General features: G+C 70.3%; 19 protein-coding genes. 12 read left to right on the forward strand and 7 right to left on the reverse strand.

Annotated features, from left to right (window positions below; genetic code table 11):
• The first annotated feature begins 57 nt into the window (after positions 1 to 57).
• A complete protein-coding gene (locus OH802_RS26575) occupies positions 58 to 945 on the forward strand; it encodes a GNAT family N-acetyltransferase (protein ID WP_406023380.1) in 888 nt (295 codons plus the stop codon).
• 4 nt (positions 946 to 949) lie between these two features.
• Here OH802_RS26575 and OH802_RS26580 read toward each other — a convergent pair whose 3' ends face one another.
• Positions 950 to 1339, reverse strand: a complete 390-nt coding sequence (locus tag OH802_RS26580) for a VOC family protein (RefSeq protein ID WP_406023381.1) — start codon at positions 1337 to 1339, stop codon at positions 950 to 952.
• 63 nt (positions 1340 to 1402) lie between these two features.
• Here OH802_RS26580 and OH802_RS26585 point away from each other — a divergent pair, with 63 nt between their 5' ends.
• Both OH802_RS26585 and OH802_RS26590 read left to right on the forward strand, forming a co-directional pair.
• Positions 1403 to 1654: a type II toxin-antitoxin system Phd/YefM family antitoxin gene (locus OH802_RS26585; RefSeq protein WP_350664292.1), complete on the forward strand. Its 252-nt coding sequence runs from the start codon at positions 1403 to 1405 to the stop codon at positions 1652 to 1654.
• The gene (locus OH802_RS26590) at positions 1641 to 2042 is read left to right on the forward strand and encodes a type II toxin-antitoxin system VapC family toxin (RefSeq protein ID WP_406023382.1); all 402 of its coding nucleotides are present in this window, start codon (positions 1641 to 1643) and stop codon (positions 2040 to 2042) included. The genes OH802_RS26585 and OH802_RS26590 overlap by 14 nt, the downstream gene beginning before the upstream one ends.
• 34 nt (positions 2043 to 2076) lie before the next feature.
• Here the strand turns inward: OH802_RS26590 and OH802_RS26595 are convergent, their stop codons facing one another.
• The 5 genes from OH802_RS26595 to OH802_RS26615 all read right to left on the reverse strand — a co-directional run bounded on the left by OH802_RS26595 (position 2077) and on the right by OH802_RS26615 (position 7399).
• Positions 2077 to 2907, reverse strand: coding sequence for an esterase/lipase family protein (locus tag OH802_RS26595; protein ID WP_406023383.1), 831 nt, complete (start codon positions 2905 to 2907; stop codon positions 2077 to 2079).
• A gap of 109 nt (positions 2908 to 3016) precedes the next feature.
• Complete coding sequence (locus OH802_RS26600; RefSeq protein ID WP_406023384.1) at positions 3017 to 5362, reverse strand: VanW family protein; 2346 nt, start codon at positions 5360 to 5362, stop codon at positions 3017 to 3019.
• Positions 5363 to 5424: 62 nt separating this feature from the next.
• Positions 5425 to 5769, reverse strand: coding sequence for a hypothetical protein (locus tag OH802_RS26605; RefSeq protein ID WP_406023385.1), 345 nt, complete (start codon positions 5767 to 5769; stop codon positions 5425 to 5427).
• Positions 5766 to 6689 (reverse strand): N-acetyl-1-D-myo-inositol-2-amino-2-deoxy-alpha-D-glucopyranoside deacetylase, encoded by a 924-nt coding sequence (mshB, locus tag OH802_RS26610; protein ID WP_406023386.1) that lies wholly within the window; start codon positions 6687 to 6689, stop codon positions 5766 to 5768. The genes OH802_RS26605 and mshB overlap by 4 nt, the downstream gene beginning before the upstream one ends.
• On the reverse strand, positions 6686 to 7399 hold the full coding sequence (locus OH802_RS26615; protein ID WP_406023387.1) for a (deoxy)nucleoside triphosphate pyrophosphohydrolase: 714 nt from the start codon (positions 7397 to 7399) through the stop codon (positions 6686 to 6688). Before OH802_RS26615 ends, mshB begins: the two co-directional genes overlap by 4 nt.
• Before the next feature lie 112 nt (positions 7400 to 7511).
• Here OH802_RS26615 and OH802_RS26620 point away from each other — a divergent pair, with 112 nt between their 5' ends.
• Entirely contained in the window at positions 7512 to 9071 is a 1560-nt protein-coding gene (locus OH802_RS26620; RefSeq protein WP_406023388.1) for a D-alanyl-D-alanine carboxypeptidase family protein, read from the forward strand.
• Positions 9072 to 9089: 18 nt separating this feature from the next.
• Here OH802_RS26620 and OH802_RS26625 read toward each other — a convergent pair whose 3' ends face one another.
• Complete coding sequence (locus OH802_RS26625) at positions 9090 to 9917, reverse strand: thioesterase family protein (RefSeq protein ID WP_406023389.1); 828 nt, start codon at positions 9915 to 9917, stop codon at positions 9090 to 9092.
• Between the two features lie 45 nt (positions 9918 to 9962).
• Between OH802_RS26625 and OH802_RS26630 the strand changes: the two genes are divergently transcribed.
• The 8 genes from OH802_RS26630 to OH802_RS26665 all read left to right on the forward strand — a co-directional run bounded on the left by OH802_RS26630 (position 9963) and on the right by OH802_RS26665 (position 16102).
• Positions 9963 to 10340, forward strand: a complete 378-nt coding sequence (locus OH802_RS26630) for a DUF202 domain-containing protein (RefSeq protein WP_355225857.1) — start codon at positions 9963 to 9965, stop codon at positions 10338 to 10340.
• Between the two features lie 58 nt (positions 10341 to 10398).
• The gene (locus OH802_RS26635; protein WP_406023390.1) at positions 10399 to 11454 is read left to right on the forward strand and encodes an acetamidase/formamidase family protein; all 1056 of its coding nucleotides are present in this window, start codon (positions 10399 to 10401) and stop codon (positions 11452 to 11454) included.
• Positions 11451 to 12986: an AtzH-like domain-containing protein gene (locus OH802_RS26640; protein WP_406023391.1), complete on the forward strand. Its 1536-nt coding sequence runs from the start codon at positions 11451 to 11453 to the stop codon at positions 12984 to 12986. The genes OH802_RS26635 and OH802_RS26640 overlap by 4 nt, the downstream gene beginning before the upstream one ends.
• 75 nt (positions 12987 to 13061) lie before the next feature.
• On the forward strand, positions 13062 to 13556 hold the full coding sequence (gene uraD, locus OH802_RS26645; RefSeq protein ID WP_406029416.1) for a 2-oxo-4-hydroxy-4-carboxy-5-ureidoimidazoline decarboxylase: 495 nt from the start codon (positions 13062 to 13064) through the stop codon (positions 13554 to 13556).
• The gene (gene uraH / locus OH802_RS26650; RefSeq protein ID WP_355225851.1) at positions 13553 to 13867 is read left to right on the forward strand and encodes a hydroxyisourate hydrolase; all 315 of its coding nucleotides are present in this window, start codon (positions 13553 to 13555) and stop codon (positions 13865 to 13867) included. Before uraD ends, uraH begins: the two co-directional genes overlap by 4 nt.
• A complete protein-coding gene (gene pucL, locus OH802_RS26655) occupies positions 13867 to 14742 on the forward strand; it encodes a factor-independent urate hydroxylase (protein WP_406023392.1) in 876 nt (291 codons plus the stop codon). Before uraH ends, pucL begins: the two co-directional genes overlap by 1 nt.
• Before the next feature lie 5 nt (positions 14743 to 14747).
• Positions 14748 to 15575 (forward strand): MurR/RpiR family transcriptional regulator, encoded by an 828-nt coding sequence (locus OH802_RS26660; protein WP_406023393.1) that lies wholly within the window; start codon positions 14748 to 14750, stop codon positions 15573 to 15575.
• A gap of 47 nt (positions 15576 to 15622) precedes the next feature.
• Positions 15623 to 16102: a nucleoside deaminase gene (locus tag OH802_RS26665; protein ID WP_378835528.1), complete on the forward strand. Its 480-nt coding sequence runs from the start codon at positions 15623 to 15625 to the stop codon at positions 16100 to 16102.
• The last annotated feature ends 3 nt before the right edge of the window (positions 16103 to 16105 follow it).

The raw sequence follows: 16105 nt of genomic DNA on the forward strand, positions 1-16105 counted from the left end.
ATCACGAAAGTCAGAGGGGCACGACTGGCCCTTCAGGGAACAGCCTAGTATCCCCACGTGCCTGCTCATCTCCTGGGACCACATGTCGTCGGCAAGCGGATCGTCATCCGCCGCCTCGTGCCCGGCGAGACCGGCCCCACCGGCGGCCCCGCGTTCACCGACATCCTCGGAGTCTGTACGTCCTGGGCCGACGGCATCGCGGTCATCGAGCGCGAGTCCGGGGAGCAGGTGAGCGTGCCCGTCGCCGAGATCGTCTCCGGCAAACCGGTGCCGCCGCGGCCGAACGTACGCCTGCGGATCGGGGTGCGCGAGGCCGAGCTGCTCAGCGCCGCGATCTTCCCCGGCACCACCTCCGAGCCGTTGGGCGAGTGGGTACTCTTCGACCACGAGGTCTCGGTCCGCCGGCGGCCCAACTCGGCGCTGGCGATCGGCGACCCCGGCATCGGGCTGGATGAGGCCATCGACCGGGTCGAGAGCTACTACCGGAGTCGCCACAAGCGCCCGCGGGTGAAGATCGAGGTCGGCTCGGCGGCCGAGGAGGCCGTGGTCGCGCGCGGCTGGGTCGAGGACGTGACCGTCGGCTTCCAGCTCGCCGGGCTCGCCGCCACCCGCCGCCTCCTGCCTCCGCCCGTCGAGGACGCCCGCGTCGAGGTCCAGGCGAACGACGCGCAGGTGCTGATCACCCTCGGCGACACCGCCCGGATCATGGGCACGATGGAACGCGACTGGCTGGCCATCCACGACCTCGAGGTCGCCGAGCCGCACCGTCGCCAGGGCCTCGCCACGAAGGCCCTCGCCACCCTGCTCGAGTGGGGCGCCGAACGCGGCGCCCGCGCCGCCTGGCTACACGTGGAGACCAACAACGATCCCGGCCTAGCGCTCTACGAGGGCCTCGGCTTCACCGAGCACCACCGCTGCCGCTACTACGCCTCGCCCACTCCGTAGAGAATCAGCCCGCCAGCAGGTCCCACAGGTTGCCGAAGGGGTCCCGGAAGACCTGAAGGGTGCCGTAGGGCTCCTCGCGCACCGGCCCGACCAACTCGATCCCGGCGGCGACCAGCTTCTCGTACGCGATCCTGAAGTCGTCCACCCGCAGGAAGAACGTCACCCGGCCGCCGGTCTGGTCACCGACCCTCTCGGTCTGTGCCGAGCCGTCGGCCCGGGCGAGCAGGAAGCCGGTGCCGCCGCCAGGCGGGCGTACGACCACCCACCGCTTCGGGCGGCCGTCGTTCGTGGTCGACGGGGCGTCCTCGGTGACCTCGAAGCCGAGGACGCCGCGAAAGAACTCCATCGCCACGTCGTAGTCGGGAACGACGAACGTCACCAGATCCAGATGCATCTGTCCTCCTCAGCGGGTCGCGCCTGGGTTGACCAACCTGGTTGACCAACCTACCGTGGATGTATGGATGCAGCACATGTCGTGAAGGTGCAGGAGGCGAAGACACACCTGTCGAGCCTGCTCACCGAGGTCGAGGCGGGCGGCCAGGTCATCATCGCCCGAGGCGACCATGCCGTTGCGCGCCTGGTGCCGATCGAACGGCCGACCAGGCGGATACTCGGCGGCCTACGCGTGAGCGTCCCCGATGAGTTCTTCGAACCGCTCCCCGACGACGAGATCGCCGCCTGGGAGGGGTCTCTCGATGAGGACCTATGAGCGGGTGCTTCTCGACACCCATGCATACATCTGGCTGGTGAGTGACCCCGACCGGCTCAGCACCACTGCCTACGAAGCCGTCATCGACATCGACACCGAGGTGTTCGTCTCGGCGGCGAGCCTCTGGGAGATCTCGACCAAGGCTCGACTCAGCAAACTCCCCGGCGGAGGGACCCTGGCAGCCACCTTCGAGGACCGCACACGCCTTCATGTCCTCGAGCGGCTGCCGATGGACTTCAACCACTCACGCCTCGCCGGAGAGCTCGACTGGCACCACCGCGACCCGTTCGACCGAATGCTCGCAGCCCAGAGCATGCTCGAGAACCTTCCCCTGGTGACCAAGGACAGCAGACTGCAGGCATACGACTCCATTCACACCATCTGGTGACCACGTCGCCCGGGACGTGGTCCCCCGACGACGGTCAGCAGGTCTTCAGGTTCGGCGAAGCGGGGCCTTCGTGGGTGAGCGCGTCGAGGGTGAGGGCGATGGCGGAGGTGCTCATCGGGATGAGCAGGTGGTCGGAGAGGTCGAGGGCGCAGGCGTCCTGGATGCGTACGTTGGTGGTGTTCGGGCCCTCGGCGAGGAAGCCGGAGGTGTGGGGCACGACCACCTCGTCGGTGGCGGTGACGACCTGGGTGTAGGAGATGTCGCCCGGGGTCTCGTCGCCGGCGTTCAGGTCGGCGAGGAACTGCGAGCCGGCGGCCTGCTGGGCACAGGACTGGCACAGACCGGTGGCTCCGATCGCGCTGCCGTCCATGACGATGGTCGTGCCGTGGTTGGAGGGGGCGAGGCCGACGAGGTCCTCGACGTGGGCGGCGCCACCGAGGTTCTTGATGTAGTAGCGCGGCATCATGCCGCCCTGGGAGTGACCGACGAGGGACACCTTGTCGGCGTCGGTGACCTCGCGTACGCGCTCGATGAACTCACCCAGGTGAGCGGCCGAGTCCCGGACGTCGCCGGTCGCGCGGTTGCCGTAGTCGAACGAGTAGACGCAGAACCCGGCGCGCTTCATGGCCAGCGAGATCGGGTCCAGCAGCGAGCGGCGGTCGCCGAAGGTGCCGTGCACCAGGATCACCGGCGTCGGGCGCGCTGCCGACGGCGCGCACGCCCAGTCGTTGGACCCGGCGGGGTCGCCGTAGGGCGATCCCGGAAGCGGGATCCCGGTCCGGCTCGACCCCGCCGCAGCGGGGGCAGAGACCGGTGCCAGGACGAGTGCGACAGCAGCGAGAAGACTCAGCAGAAACGGGCGCATGACCGCTTCAACGAGCAGTTGTGATCCGCGTCACGGTCAACAACGCCGAGTCGGCGCGTCATGACGCGCCGACTCGGCGATGGTTTTGGTCAGAACCGGCCGACTCGGGTCAGTTGGGGTCGGCGGGCGGCGGCGGCTTCTCCGACTCGTCGGTGCACTCGACCTCGTCCTGCGGGATGTAGGTGGTCTTGAAGGTCTGGGTGTCGACCTTCGTGCCCGATCCGGCGTTGTAGAAGTCGCGCCAGACGTTGATCGAGAAGCCCTGGGCGCCGACGGTGTTCTCGCAGTTGCCGTCGGTGATCTTCTGCTTGCCGGGCGGCTTGAAGTCGTAGCGCTCGCCGGTGCGGGTCTTGATGTCCCAGATCTTGGTGGACCACATCTCGACGGTCACCGAACCCTGGCCGCTGGCGCTGGCCGGGTTGACCCAGGAGCGGATGAGGACGCCGTACTTGGTGTTGTTCTTGAACTTCAGGTCCAGCGAGGGCCAGGCGACGGTCGCCTCACGGCCGATCGGGTAGCGGTCGATGTAGAGCGAGTGCGCCTTGTGCTCGACGTCCTGGAGACCGGCGAAGAACATCGCGTTGAACGTGGTCGTCGCCATCTGCGAGACACCGCCGCCGTAGTCCTCGCGGAAGATCCCGTTCTGGATCATCCAGCCCTTGGTGAAGCCGTTGGCGGCCGTACGCTCCCCGACGATGCCGTTGAGGGAGAAGGTGTCCCCCGGCGCGAGCACGGTGCCGTTGACCAGCTCGGCCGCGCGGCCGATGTTGACGTTGCGGTATTCGGCGTAGGGGAAGTTGGTGGTGAAGGTCGAGACCTTCTCCTTCACGCCCCAGGCCTTGGCCTCTTCGGTGGTGACCTTCGGCTTGGCGACCTTCGACTTCACCTCGACGGTGCGCTCGCCCTTGGGCGCGGTGACGACGTCGAGGAAGACCGCCTCCAGGTCCTTCTGGTTGAAGGTGACACCCGGCTTGGCAGGGATGACCTTCGGAGCGCCGTTGACCATCTTGATGGTCGCGTCGACCGGCTTGGCGGCGTCGTCGGCGAGGGCCTTCTTGAGCACCTTCTTGAGCTTGCTGGGCGCGACCGACGCCTGCAGCTCGCCGTCCTTTGGGTCGAACCGGATCGCGTCGCCGAACTCCTTCGGCGACAGCTCCACCGGGGTCTTCTCGAACTTCAGCGTGATCGGGCCGGAGACCGCCGGCGTGGCGACCTTGTCGACCGCCTCCTGGACGTCGGCCTCGTCGACGTCGGGGGTGAGCTCCGCGAGAGGTACGTCGGCCTTGCGGTCGCCCTCGACGAGGAGCTGACCAGAGAGCGCGGTCCGGAGGGCCTCGTCGCTGACGCCCTCGCCGGCGACCGGCTGGGTGGTCTTGACCTTGCCCTTCTTGATGACGACGTCGCCGTCCTTGAAGGGGGTGCCGGCGCGCTTGTTCACCTTGGCCGCGACCTTAGTTATCAGCTTGTCGTCGGCCTTGATGACGGGCTCGATCGCGCCACCGCCGGTGAAGTGCTTCCACAGCTTGACCGGGCTCCAGCTGCGTGCGGCGTTGGCCTTCGCGATCGTCGCCTCGGCGTCGAAGCTCAGGCCCGCGTCGGCCGGGTTGACCTCGGTCGTGCTGTCGCCGGCGGTCACGTTGATCGGCTGGCTGTGGGCCGGGGCGAACTTCTGGTCCAGCAGCGGCATCGCCTCGTTGGCCGTCATGCCGCCGATGTCCACGCCCGCGACGGTGGCGCCCTCGGGGATCTTCTCCCCGGCGACGGCGTACGCAGCGGTCCAGCCGGCGAAGGCCAGGATGGCGATGCCGCCCGCGATCGCGGCGGCGACCTTGGTGCCGGTGCCGAGCGGCTTGCTCTCGGCCGCGACCGGCTGCGCGTAGTCGGGCTGCTCGAAGGCGGAGTGGTCGTAGCCGGACTGGTCGAAGCCGGAGTGGTCGGCGGGGACCGGCTCGTGCACGACGAACGGCCCGACGCCCATGACGGTCTCCTCGAGCGGCTCGTCGTCGAAGTCGGGGGCGTTCTGCGCCTGGTTGTCGAGCGCGATCTCGGTGGCCGCGTCGCTGGCCAGGTCGGGGGCGGCGTCGACCGCGTCCGGCTCCGGGGCGAACTTCCGGTTCTTCGAGACGAACAGGAAGTTTTCTTCCTCCGGCAGCTCGGCACGCTTCGGCAGCTCCGAGCGCAGCATCGTGCTGCGCAGCAGGGTCTCCTCGGCCGGATCCTCGTCGAAGTCGCCGGCGGGGACCACTCGGGTCGCGCCGTCGGGCTCGTCATCGGCGTCGTTCGGAACCGGCTTGGCACCCGTGGACTCAGCCACACGGGCGTCGATCTCGATCTGAGGGATCATGATCGTCTCGATGGCAGCATCGTCCGCGCCAGCTTGGCTGGCGTTGGACCCGGCCGCGTCAGTTTGCTTCGCGGGCTCGGGGGCCTTGGAGGCCTCGGGCTCATTGGACATGCGGGAGAGCCTAGGACCTATACCCCCCTAGGCCGAACCCGTAGCCCATCTTGGGACGTTCGTCACTTCCCGGGGAGGCCCTGATCCGCCCGGGAAGCAACCCTCGACACGGTCGCGGTGGCCACCACGATCATCAGCACGGCCCAGAAGATCATCAGGTATCCCGCCACGTCGCCCGCGACGGCGTACCCGCCCGTCGGCCTCGGCGTCGCGGCCAGCGCGACCACGATCGCCCAGGCCGCGGCGTACGCGATCCTCGAGGCCCCGCGCGGCAGCACGAGCAGCATCGCCGAGGACGCGGCCACAGCGAGCAGCAGACCCCACCACCAGGGGTGGACGGCGACCGCCGCGACCCCGACGAGGAGACCGAGGACAAGACCGGCGAGTATGCCGCCGAGCAGCCTCACAACCCGGCGAAGAGGTCGGTCAGGGTGCTGCCGTCGACGGTCTCGTCGACGTGTCCCTTGGCGATCCGGAAGTGCTCATGGGACCACGCTGTCGTGCCGAGGCTGTTGGTCATCGCGAACATGCCCTGCTCCATGTCCATCTGGGTGGGGTAGGCGCGCATCGCGGCGACCTTCTGGTCGGCGAAGGCGGTGCCGTCGATCGCGGCGGCGATGTCGACGTCGGGGGTGGCCATCGGCAGCGGCCCCTCGGGGTCCATCCCGCCGAGCGCGTCCTCGTCGCCGGCCGCGCGGGCCGCCCGCAGCCCCTCGCGGATCCAGCTCTCCGCGATCGCGGTCCAGAAGATCCGGTCGATCTCGTGGGCCTCGCCGAGCTCCTTCTTGTAGGTCGGCACGGCGGCGAGATGGGCGGCGTACGTCGCGACCCGGTGGGCCTGGATGTGGTCGGGGTGGCCGTAGTTGCCGAACTCGTCGTAGGTGACCAGCACCTGCGGACGCATCTCGCGGATGATCGTGACGAGGTGGTCGGCGGCCTCGTTGAGGTCGGCGTACCAGAAGGCGTTCTCGCGGGCGTCGGGGTCGGGGAGCGCGTGGGTGCGGTCCTCGCTCCAGGTCATCCCGGAGTCGCGGTAGTTGCCGAATCCGCCCAGCCAGCGGTGGTCGACCTGGCTGCCGTCGGGCGCCTTCAGGGCCGCCATCGCGTCCTCGATCTCGCCCCGGCGGTGTTCGCCCAGGCCGTCGTCCTGGTCGGCGGCGAGGTGGGACAGCTCGGGCACCAGGATCTCGCCCATCTCCCCTGCCGTGCAGGTCACCAGGGTGACGCGGGCGCCCTCGGCGAGGTATCTCGCCATAGTCGCGCCCGTCGCGATCGTCTCGTCGTCGGGGTGGGCGTGCACGAGCAGCAGGCTCTTCTGAGAATTCACGAACTCGATCCTAGGTCGGGGCGCTTTATCCGCTTGGGGTTGTCGGGGAGCTCGACGGGTTCGGGGGCGATCGAGTCGTCCGGTGCGTCCTCGGGGATGTCGAGCCAGCCGTCGTACTCGTCCACCAGCAGCTCCAGAACCATCTCCGGGGCGTCCGTCTCCAGGGACCAGGGGTGGTCCTCGTCGTCGTCCTCGCCCTGGTGGCGCTCCCGGCTGACCCGGGCCGTCCAGCCTTCGCGCTCCAGCGTCGAGGCTGCCGAGCGGGCGTCCTCCTCCTCGAAGAAGATTCCGCGCAGAGTGGGCCCTTCGGCCACGCCGAGTACGTGGCGGAGCGCATCGAGGAACGGACGGTCGGGCTCGAGCCAGTCGACCGAGTCGAGGTCCTCGGCCGCCAGCCAGAGGACCTGGTCGTGCTCGCGCGGCCTCGGCTCACCCGCGACCACCCGGGCGGTCGCGGCGATCAACCGGCCGCCGGCCCCGCCGAGAGGCGATTCCCCCTGCATCCAGTCGAGCACCTCGATCAGGCAGCCGAGCTCCTCGCCGATCTCCCGGACGAGGGCCGCCTCGGGCGTCTCCCCCTCCTCGACCTTGCCGCCGGGGAGCTCCCAGCGTCCGGCGGCCTCGGGCGGGGACGTACGCCTCGCGGCCAGCACCTGCTTGCCGTCGGCGCTGAGGATCGCCGCGGCTACTACCGTCTTGGGGCTGTTCACGTGTGAGATTGTTCCCTAGACACCCGGAAAGTGGTGTCTCTTGGGTACGCTCCAACGCCGTGCCCCGCCGTCTTCTGCTCATCGCCTGCCTGCCCCCGTCCGGGGCCCGATCATGAGCGATCAGCAGTGGCCCCCGCGGCGCCCCGGCGAGCCTCGCCCGCCCTACCGGGGGCAGCAGCCCTTCCCCGGCCCGCGGCAGCCCCAACGACCACCGGCGCAGCCGGGACGGCCGCAGCAGCCGCACCCGGGTCAGCAGCGGCCTCATCCGGGGCAGCACCAGCCCTACCCGGGCGGGCAGCGCTACCCGGACCAGCGGCCGTACCCGCCTCAGCAGCAGCCCTATCCGCCGGCACAGCAGCCTTATCCGCCTGAGCAGGATCCCTACGGCCAGCAGCCCTATCCGGATCAGCCCTACCCCGAGCAGCCCTACGGGCAGCAGCCGCCCCCGGGATACCCGCAGGGTTTCGGTCCCGGCCGGTTCGGGTCCGAGCCGCCGAAGAAGCGGCGGTGGCCGAAGGTTGTCGTGAGCCTGCTGGTGCTCGCGCTGGTCGGTGTCGGCGGCTACGGGGCGTACGACTTCTACGACCAGATGCAGAAGTGGGAGCAGACGACGACCGACGACCTGAACGGCGTCGGCAGCGACCTGTCGGTGGCCGTGGCGTCGCTGCGCAGCGTCGGCTGGGAGGTCACCGCCGCGGACATCGGCACCTGGCTGGAGCAGCCGGGCGCCTACGGCGACGGCCTGAGGCTGCGTACGTTGCAGGCGGACCCTGACGGCACAGACGGCAACAGCTTCGAGGTGGCGGGCTACCGGACCTGGCAGGACACCTACGCCAAGCGCGACCACACCACGGTCGTGTGCGCGAACATCACCCTCGCGACCGGGACCCAGAAGCCGCTGAGCGAGTCGATCACGACCTGCCCCGAGGACGTCCCGAAGACGGCACCGGACGCCGGCCAGACCGACGCCGACACGAATGCGGGCGGGGTCACCGGCCACCTCGCCGAGCTGGCCGTACAGGCTTCCGAACAGCGCGCCGCCGGCGCCACCGAGGGCAAGCTCCTCGAGGTCGCGGCGCCGACGAGGCCGGTCGGCAACGTACGCGCCGACTCGACCGGGCTCGTGTGCTCGCCGGGGACGAAGGACCTCGGCGAGGGCGAGGGGTATGACGAGGGCAGGCTGATCCCGGTGCGGCTCTGCGCGGTCGAGGGGCTGCCCAACACGGGCACCGAGAGCACCAAGGGCGACCCCTACTACATCGACGGCTCCGACGGCCTGACCGTCGTCAACGCACGCATCTCCGGGGCCGCGGCGGCGCTGGTCAAGAAGGCCTCGAAGCAGGGGGTCGACCTGGTCGCGGGCAGCTCGTTCCGGACGATGAAGAAGCAGAAGGCGCTGTGCCAGGAGGACGTCACCGGCGGCTGCCCGGCCGGCGACTACACGCTCACGGCGCAGCCCGGCCACTCGTCCCACCAGCTCGGCATCGCCATCGACTTCGAGCAGCCCAGCGCGACCGGCGGCAAGACCTGCGCGACACGGGCCTCGGAGCCGGCCAGCGCGGTGTGGCGGTTCCTGAACAAGAACGCTCTGAACTTCGGGCTGAAGCAGTACTCGGCCGAGGCCTGGCACTGGGACGCGTACGGCGGGAAGGACCGCTGCGCCCCGATGTGACCGCCCCGCTCTGACCCGTCAGGCCCGCGGCAGCCGAGCCAGCTGACGCGCCTGCGCGACCAGCTTGCCCTCGGAGTCCCAGACCTCGCAGTCCTCCTCGAACATGCCGCCCGAGAGGTTGCGTGAGAAGTGGGTGACCTTGAGCCAGCCCGGCGCCGGCTTGTGGCGGATGTGGCAGGTGAGCTCGAGGGTCGGCGCCCAGCCCGGCAGCTCGAGCCCGAAGGTGACCGGCGGGAGCGCGTCGAGCACCTGCAGCAGCGAGAGCGGGTCGGGCTCGCGGCCGGGGTGACGGAACCAGCCGGTGAAGACCGCCTCGCCGGTCGGCGCGGCGCCGCCCCAGACGAACTGCTCCTTCGGGACGCAGAGCTCGTAGCGGTCCAGCATCGGTACGAACTTCTTCATCTCCTCGGGCGCCGTGGTCGAGGAGAGGCACTCGTCGAGCGGCGGCAACTCCGGCTCGGTCGCGGTGACCCGCTCGAAGCCGCTGCTCTTGGCATGGAGGCCGTCGAGGTCCGCGTACGTCGCCGTGGTAGTGATCCGCAGCTCCTCGCCCTGCCACAGCTCGGCGGTCGCGATGGCCAGCGAGCCCTTGTCGCGCTTGGTCTCGATGCGGACCTCGGCCGGCCCGGGGGTGCTGGCGCCGGCATAGAACGCGCTCAGCACGATCGGGTCCGGGTGGTTCGGCAGGTGAGCCCGCAGCGCGTTGGCGATCACCGCGAGCAGGTAGCCGCCGTTGATCCCGCCGCCGACCACCCAGCCGGGGGCGAGGTCGGCTGCGTACGTCTTCTCATCGGTCCTACGGACCGCGATGTCACGGTCGAACTCGGCCGGTTCGCGATTACCCATGGGTAATAATCTAGATCGGGACCCGATGTGGTGGACGATGGGGGCATGACCGAGACGCCATCGAAGGAGGACCCGCGGCACCCGCACTGGGTCTACCACCACGGCTCCGAGCCGGACCCGCGGTTCACGCTGGCCAACGAGCGCACCTTCCTGGCGTGGGCACGCACCGTCCTCGGCCTGCTCGCCGGTGCGGTCGCGCTGCACTCGTTCCAGGTGCCCACCGCGGAGGGCGTACGCATCGGGGTGGTCGCCCTGCTGGTGCTCACCGCGATCCTGTGCACGGTCCTCGCGATGGTCCGTTGGGCGCGGGTCGAGCGCGCGATGCGGGAGCGGCGCCCGCTGCCCGCCTTCTCCACCGGGTTCATCCTCGCGGGGGCGCTGCTGCTCATCGCGGTGCTCCTGGGCGTCGCGCTCGTCTTCTGAACGACCGGCTGATCCGCTCGTCACGAGCGTGAAACATCCGTTCCATACGGTTTCGGCCATGACCGCCCCCACCGTGACGGCACTGCAGCCGGGATCCGGACCGATCAGCTCCTCGACCTACCTTCCAGCCGAGGTCGACAACGTGCTGTGGGGGCGGCTGCCGTGCGCGACGGACTCCCCCGTGCTGAGCGTCGCGCCAGGCACCTCGGTGACCGTGGACACGATCTCCCACGAGGGCATCCTCGAGGACCAGGGGCGGGACCCGGAGAGGTTCTTCTCGGCCCACGGCGTCTCGGAGGTCCTCTCCGACGCGGTCGCTCTCGCCGCGTCGGGCTATGAGCGGACCTTCGGCGTCGACGGTCCGCACGTGGTCTCGCGGCCGATCGAGGTCGAGGGTGCCGAGGTCGGTGACCTGCTCGCCATCACGGTGCTGGAGACGCTGCCGCGGGTGCCCTACGGCGTGGTGTCGAACCGGCACGGGCGCGGCGCGCTGCCGGGCGAGTTCCCGCGAGGCGACTCGCCGGTGCACAGCGTCTTCACGCCCGTCGTCGACGGGCGCGGGGTGATCGGGCCGGCGTCGTTCGCCCTCGACCCGTTCCTCGGGATCATGGGGGTCGCCGTGCCGGGGTCTGAGCGGCCGCACTCGGTCCCGCCAGGGTCGCACGGCGGCAACATCGACATCCGGCTGCTCACGGCCGGGGCGACCCTCTACCTGCCCGTCCAGGTCGCCGGGGCGCTGGCCTACGTCGGCGACCCGCACTTCGCGCAGGGCGACGGCGAGGTCTCGCTGACCGCCCTGGAGGCCTCGCTCCGGGCGACGCTCCGCTTCGACCTGGTCGCTCGCGAGGAGGCCGCCGCGCGGTTCGGCGAGCTCGCCGGCCCGCTGGCGGAGACCTCGGAATTTCTGATTCCCACCGGGCTCGACGAGTCCCTCGACGTGGCCACACAGAACTGCGTCCGGGCCGCGATCGCCCTGCTCAGCGCACGCTTCGGGATGGAGCCGGAGACTGCGTACGCCTATCTCTCGGCAGCCACCGACTTCCGGATCTCTCAGGTCGTCGACGTCGTCAAAGGCGTACACGCCACGATCCGCAAGGCAGACTTCGCCCTATGACCCCTCGACATGCCGGCGCCCAGCTCAAACCGGTCCCGCACGGGCTGCTGCAGGCCTTCCGGGCGTACGAGAGCGCGCTGATGTCCGACGACGTCGCCGCTCTGGACGCGCTCTTCGCCGACTCACCGACCACCCTGCGCGGTGATGCCGCCGGGCTGCTCGTCGGGCACGAGCAGATCTCCGCCTTTCGTGGGTCGCGCGGCGGCGCGCCGAAGCGGCGCATCGTGCAGACCCATGTGCAGGTGATCGACGACGACCACGCACTGATCGTGGCCGTCACCGAGCTCGACCGCGGCGGGCGCGGTCTGCAGACGCAGCTGTGGGCGCGGGACCCGGTGCGGATCGAGTACGGCGGCTGGCAGGTCACCGCGGCCCATGTCTCGGCGCCCGCGCCGGCCTTCGACACCCGGATCTGGCGGGTCGTCGGGGACCCGCTGGTCTCCTCGCACACCGCCGACGGCGCCCTCTCGGGAGAGACGGTCGCGGTCAAGGACCTCTTCGCGGTCGCCGGTTTCGCGGTGGGCGCCGGGAGCCCGGCCTGGCTGGAGCAGGCGCCGACGGAACCGTCGCATGCCGCTGCCGTCGCCGCGCTGCTCGACGCCGGGGCGTCGGTGCGCGGGATCGCGCGCACCGAGGAGTTCGCCTACTCGCTGTCGGGGCTCAACGCCCACTACGGGGCGCCGCCGAACCCGAAGGCTCCCGGGCGGATCCCCGGCGGCTCGTCATCTGGCTCGGCGACCGCGGTCGCCCTCGGCCAGGCGTCGATCGGCCTCGGCACCGACACCGGCGGCTCGATCCGGGTCCCGTCCGCCTACCAGGGCCTCTACGGGATCCGTACGTCGCACGGGGCCGTCTCGCGCGAGGGCCTGCTCCCGCTCGCCAAGGCCTTCGACACCGTCGGGTGGATGACGCGTTCGGCGTTCCTGCTGCAGGCGGTGGGGGACGTACTGCTGCCGGAGGCTCCGGCGTCGTCCGTCTCGGTGGACGAGGTCCACCTGGTGCCGGCGCTGGTCGGACTCGCCGCGGAGGATGTCGCCACCGCCGTGAGCGACGCCCTGCCCGAAGCCAAGCCGCTGGTCTGGGAGGCGGCAAGGCTGGACGAGTGGCGCCAGGCCTTCGTCATCGGACAGGCCTACCAGGCGTGGCAGGCCCACGGGGCGTGGCTCGAGACCCGGCTCGACACGCTCGGCGAGGCGGTGCGCGGTCGGTTCGAGATGGCCCGGTCGGTGACCCGGGAGCAGGCGGCCGAGGCGCGCACCGTGCTCGCGCAGGCGCGTACGGAGATCCTCGACGTCGTCGGCGACCGCATCCTCGCCTACCCGAGCGCCTCCTCGGTGGCACCGACAGCGGCCGACGCTGCCGGGGTGCGCGACGACACCATGCGCCTCACCTGCATCGCCGGTATCGCCGGCCTCCCCGCCGTCTCGATCCCGGTCCGCACGCCCACCAACCTCCCGGCAGGGCTCTGTCTGGTCGCCGCACCCGGCCGCGACCGCGACCTCCTCGCCCTGGCCCAGAGCTTCGCGGGGTAGCCGCCCGGGCGTTACACAAAGGCAACCTGCGTTGCGGACGCCGAAACGCTCGTTTCATAGGCTGCCCTGGTGACCATGACGCTCGCCGAGTTCGATGCCCTGCCCGCCGACGAGGCGGAGAGCGTCGTCGCACCCTGTGTCGCGATCCCCTCGTGGGCGGCCGGGCTGGTCGCGGGGCGGCCCTATACGGACATACCGGACCTGCTCGCCGCCGCGAGGCAGCTGGCCGCGGCCTGGACCGACGAAGAGGTCGAGGCGGCCCTGGCCGACCACCCCCGGATCGGGGAACGGCACTCCGGGGGCGGAGAGAGCGCGGCACTCTCCGCCCGCGAGCAGGCCGGGGTCGACCCGGCCGACGCCGAGGTGCAGGCGCGGCTGAGGGCGGGGAACGCGGCCTACGAGGAGCGGTTCGGGCGGATCTACCTGGTGCGGGCGGCAGGACGCAGCGCCGAGGAGATGCTCGCGCTCCTCGAGGATCGGCTGGAGAACGACCCGGCTACCGAAATCACGGTGACCAAGGGCCAGCTCGCCGAGATCGCGTTGCTCCGGCTGCGAGGCTTGGTGGTATGACCACCGTCTCCACGCACGTCCTCGACGCCGCCCTCGGCCGGCCAGCCGCCGGGCTCGCGCTCTACCTCACCCTTCCCGACGACAGCGCGCGCACCGCGACCACCGACGCCGACGGGCGGGTGCGGTTCGACGGCGAGGTGCCGCCCGGGCCACACATGCTGACCTTCGCGACCGGGCCCTGGTTCGCCGAGCAGGATCGCGAGACCTTCTTTCCCGAGGTGACCATCGGGTTCACCGTCACCGCCGGCGAGCACCACCACGTCGCCCTCCTGCTCAGTCCGTTCTCCTACACGACCTATCGAGGAAGCTGATGTCGATCACTCTTGGCCCCAACCAGCACGGCAAGGCGGAGGTACGCCTGGTCAAGGTCGACCGGGAGGGCGGGCGACACACCATCCACGACCTGAACGTGTCCACCCAGCTCAGGGGCGACTTCGCGACGGCCTTCACCGAGGGTGACAACGTGCACGTGCACGCCACCGACACCCAGAAGAACGTGGTCTACGCGAAGGCCAAGGAGGTCGGCATCACCTCGCCGGAGGCGTTCCTGCTCGACCTCACCGCCTACTGGGCCGAGCAGTCGTGGGTGACCGGGTCGGTGATGAAGGCGGAGTCCTACTCCTGGGACCGCATCCCGGCGAACGAATTTTCGTTCGCCCGGCGCGGTCAGGAGACGCGTACGGCAGTGGTCAACAGCTATGGCGAACGAAAATTCGTTCTGTCGGGCCTGACCGACCTGGTGGTGCTCAAGTCGACCGGTTCGGAGTTCCACGGCTTCCCGCGGGACCGCTACACCACCCTCGCCGAGACGACCGACCGGATCCTGGCGACCGAGGTCACCGCGTGGTGGCGGTGGGAGAGCCACCCGGAGGACTGGAACGAGGCCTACGACCGGATCCGCGCGATCATGCTCGACACCTTCGCAGAGGTGCACTCGCTCGCGCTGCAGCAGACCATCTACGAGATGGGCAGGGCCGTGATGGAGGCGTTCGAGGGGATCGCGGAGTTCAAGATCTCCTGTCCCAACAAGCACCACTTCCTCGTCGACCTCTCCCCCTTCGATCTGGAAAACCAGAACGAGGTCTTCTTCGCCGCCGACCGCCCCTACGGGCTCATCGAGGCGACCCTGCAGCGTGACGGATCGACCGAGCCGGACGCCTGGGCCTCAGTACCTGGGTTCGCGTGACCGGCATGACCACGACTCGGGTGGACCAGCGGATCGACCGGCGGATCGCCGTGCACTACCAGGAGCTCTCCCCGCAGGAGCGCAAGGCGGCCGACACGCTGCTGGAGCATCTCGACGACCTGGCGACCTACCGAGCGGCCGAGCTGGCCTCGCTCGCGGAGGTGTCCAAGGCGACGATGAGCCGGCTCTTCCGCTCGCTGGGATTCGACGGCTTCGACGAGGTACGCGACCACCTGCGGGGGCTGCGTACGGCCGGCGAGCCGCGACGTGTCGAGGGCGCCCCGGACCTGAGCGCCCACGCCGAGGGTGAGGCGGCCGCGATCGCGAGGGTCGTGGAGCAGGCCGGCATCACCGAGGCGATCGAGGCGATCGCCGGGGCGAGCGACGTGATGGTCGCGGGCTGGCGCAACTCCTACCCGGTCGCGCTCCATCTGCGCCAGCAGCTCACCCAGACCCGCGAGCGGGTCACGCTCGCGCCCGCTCCCGGCCAGGTCATCGGCGAGGAGCTGGCCGAGCTCGGCGAGGGATCGGTGGTGATCGCGGTCGGGCTGCGGCGCCGGCCGCCGGGCTTCGGCGAGTTCGTCGACGCCGCCGCGGCCTCCGACAGCACGGTGATCGTGATCGCCGACCCGACCGGAACGGTCCACCTCGGCCGCGCCGACATCGCGCTGGAGTGCCCGGTCCAAGGCGCTCTCGCCTTCGACTCCCTGGCCGCGCCGATGTCGCTGGCGAGCGTGCTCGCCGACGGCGTACTCCACGAGCGGGGACGGGCCGGACGCGACCGCGTCTCGACCATCAGCGCCACCTACGACCGGCTCCACGAGGTCGAGTGATGCCTGGGAGCAGAATGGCAGCAGGAACATCGATCCGGGGGGATCTTATGAGCGACACCATGTGGTTGGAGCAGGCGATCGCACTTGCCGTGCGCAACGTCGACAACGGCGGTGGCCCGTTCGGGGCCATCATCCTCCGCGAGGGCATCCTGCTCGGCACCGGCCAGAACCGGGTCACCCGCGACCTGGACCCGAGCGCCCACGCAGAGATCGTCGCGATCCGTGCCGCCTGCAAGGAGGCCGACAGCTTCTCGCTGGCCGGCTGCACCCTCTACACCTCGTGCGAGCCCTGCCCGATGTGTCTGGCGACCGCGCTGTGGGCGCGCCTGGACCGCGTCGTCTACGCGGCCGACCGTGACGACGCGGCCAAGGGCGGGTTCGACGACCGCGCCTTCTACGACCTGTTCGGGACCGGCCGCGCCAACGAGCACCACGACTGGCCGACCAAGGTCGACGAGCTGCGGATCCCGCAGGCGTACGACCCGTTCGACGCCTGGCTCGCGAAGCAGGACCGCACGGACTACTGACCG

The sequence above is a fragment of the Nocardioides sp. NBC_00850 genome, assembly GCF_045207335.1.
GTDB lineage: Bacteria > Actinomycetota > Actinomycetes > Propionibacteriales > Nocardioidaceae > Nocardioides.

What these genes read in the sequence shown, in the direction of transcription:
- OH802_RS26580 (WP_406023381.1), bottom strand. Translation starts at nt 1,339, where the DNA reads ATGCATCTGGATCTGGTGACGTTCGTCGTTCCCGACTACGACGTGGCG.
- OH802_RS26585 (WP_350664292.1), top strand. Translation starts at nt 1,403, where the DNA reads ATGGATGCAGCACATGTCGTGAAGGTGCAGGAGGCGAAGACACACCTG.
- OH802_RS26590 (WP_406023382.1), top strand. Translation starts at nt 1,641, where the DNA reads ATGAGGACCTATGAGCGGGTGCTTCTCGACACCCATGCATACATCTGG.
- OH802_RS26595 (WP_406023383.1), bottom strand. Translation starts at nt 2,907, where the DNA reads ATGCGCCCGTTTCTGCTGAGTCTTCTCGCTGCTGTCGCACTCGTCCTG.
- OH802_RS26600 (WP_406023384.1), bottom strand. Translation starts at nt 5,362, where the DNA reads ATGTCCAATGAGCCCGAGGCCTCCAAGGCCCCCGAGCCCGCGAAGCAA.
- OH802_RS26620 (WP_406023388.1), top strand. Translation starts at nt 7,512, where the DNA reads ATGAGCGATCAGCAGTGGCCCCCGCGGCGCCCCGGCGAGCCTCGCCCG.
- OH802_RS26625 (WP_406023389.1), bottom strand. Translation starts at nt 9,917, where the DNA reads ATGGGTAATCGCGAACCGGCCGAGTTCGACCGTGACATCGCGGTCCGT.
- OH802_RS26630 (WP_355225857.1), top strand. Translation starts at nt 9,963, where the DNA reads ATGACCGAGACGCCATCGAAGGAGGACCCGCGGCACCCGCACTGGGTC.
- OH802_RS26635 (WP_406023390.1), top strand. Translation starts at nt 10,399, where the DNA reads ATGACCGCCCCCACCGTGACGGCACTGCAGCCGGGATCCGGACCGATC.
- OH802_RS26640 (WP_406023391.1), top strand. Translation starts at nt 11,451, where the DNA reads ATGACCCCTCGACATGCCGGCGCCCAGCTCAAACCGGTCCCGCACGGG.
- uraD (WP_406029416.1), top strand. Translation starts at nt 13,062, where the DNA reads ATGACGCTCGCCGAGTTCGATGCCCTGCCCGCCGACGAGGCGGAGAGC.
- uraH (WP_355225851.1), top strand. Translation starts at nt 13,553, where the DNA reads ATGACCACCGTCTCCACGCACGTCCTCGACGCCGCCCTCGGCCGGCCA.
- pucL (WP_406023392.1), top strand. Translation starts at nt 13,867, where the DNA reads ATGTCGATCACTCTTGGCCCCAACCAGCACGGCAAGGCGGAGGTACGC.
- OH802_RS26660 (WP_406023393.1), top strand. Translation starts at nt 14,748, where the DNA reads ATGACCACGACTCGGGTGGACCAGCGGATCGACCGGCGGATCGCCGTG.
- OH802_RS26665 (WP_378835528.1), top strand. Translation starts at nt 15,623, where the DNA reads ATGAGCGACACCATGTGGTTGGAGCAGGCGATCGCACTTGCCGTGCGC.